Raw genomic sequence first — 1462 nt, 5'->3', positions numbered from 1 at the left:
TCCACGTCCGCATTGCACTGATGAACCGCTTCAATGCACTCGGCACGGCCGAAATCGAACGCGCGGCCTGACGTCAAAAGGGAAAGGGGAAGTCGCCACTAGCGGCAGAGTTCTGCAACAACGCCCAGCAAGTCATCCTTACCTGACGTTACCTCACGCCTGAGGCGCAGGAAGACCTGCGCTATTTCCGTGGCTTGTGCAGGTCCGCCGCGCACCAAGACGCGGCTTTCTCCCTGATATCTCCGCATCTCCCGCGCCCGTCTCAGGAGGGGTTTTCGGTCGTGCGGTTTTCGGCCGCCGCAGCTGTTTACAGGGAATTTACAGGGAATTTGTCGAGAGAAGCGCAGGCGGCGCGGGATCAGGCAGCTGTTTGATCTCCAGTTTTCAACGGCTTAGCACGGGAATTCCCTGCCCGCAGGAACAGGGAATTGGTGACGCAGCATCAGGGAACAAGCTCCGCCCGATCAGGGACGCGGCAGAGAGGAACAGGGAAGCGGATCAGACGGGGAAGATACGGGTGCGCGGATACTGCTGATCCCAGTCCGGCGGCATCTCAGGCCGCGTCAGACTGTGCAGGGTCAGGTGCTCGGGCTGTGTGCCGTCGAGGATCGCGCTCTGGATCGCGGGAGCGAGAAAGGCCAGCTGCAGATGCCCGCGCAGACAGCCGGCGGAGATGCCGGGATCAAGCGCCAGCCGGCCGAGATCCTAGCCCTGACGCGGGGCACCGAGCCAGCGATGCCCGCGGATCAGCGCACCGACCAGCTTCGGGTCCGGCTGACGGGCGAACTCACCGATCACCACCTTGGCGCCGGCGCCACGCCGGCAGAGAGAAACGGCAAGGGCCAGGTCCAGAGCGTCGGGACAAAGGTCGTCCGGCTCCAAGCCACAGAGCGCCGCCACAGCGCCGGAGGACAAGCGGAGGGCGAGACGGTCGGAGGCGATCTGGCCCTCGGCGATCAATCCAAGCAGTCGCGCCTCTGCATCCGCTTTGCCGTCAATTGTTCTTCAGCCGAGCGGTAGCGAAGAATACCGGATTCGGCGAGCAACCTGTGCTCGTGCAGGAGCCGGGCGGAGTGCGTACGGATACCTGTTGCGATACCGGTCTGCAGCATCGCCGCGGGCAGGCGCCAGGCGGTCGAATCGGGCGGCCCTGAGATGAGCCGGTTGGAGACGTAATAGCGATAGCGGCGCGTAGCCCTCGTGGGCTGTCTGGACCTGTCCCGGTTTTGTTCCGGTCAGGTGCTCATGTCAGGCAGCCCTTTGTTCGAAGGCCACGGGTGATTTCCAGTCCAGTGCCGAGTGTTTGCGGCGCGGGTTGTGAGAGGCCGTTGATGTATTCCAAGAGGGCGATTTCGACCTCGCGCCGGGTGGGCCAGTCGCGGCGCCAGACCAGTTCAGCCTTCAGCGATTTGAAGAAGCTCCCGAGGGCCGAGTTGTCATAACCATTGCCCTTGCCGCTCAT

General features: G+C 63.5%; 1 protein-coding gene and 1 pseudogene. One reads left to right on the top strand and one right to left on the bottom strand.

Going from position 1 to position 1462, the window contains the following annotated elements; translation table 11 throughout:
- The first annotated feature begins 648 nt into the window (after positions 1-648).
- Complete coding sequence (locus tag H5395_RS18265; protein WP_182793958.1) at positions 649-1020, top strand: hypothetical protein; 372 nt, start codon at positions 649-651, stop codon at positions 1018-1020.
- A gap of 228 nt (positions 1021-1248) precedes the next feature.
- Here the strand turns inward: H5395_RS18265 and H5395_RS18260 are convergent.
- Positions 1249-1462, bottom strand: a pseudogene (locus tag H5395_RS18260) (IS3 family transposase); the annotation flags it as partial.

It is taken from the genome of Paracoccus sp. MC1854, assembly GCF_014164635.1.
Classification (GTDB): Bacteria; Pseudomonadota; Alphaproteobacteria; order Rhodobacterales; family Rhodobacteraceae; genus Paracoccus.
Note: the sequence above shows the minus strand (reverse complement) of the source record. Positions and strands in the feature narration are given on the sequence as shown.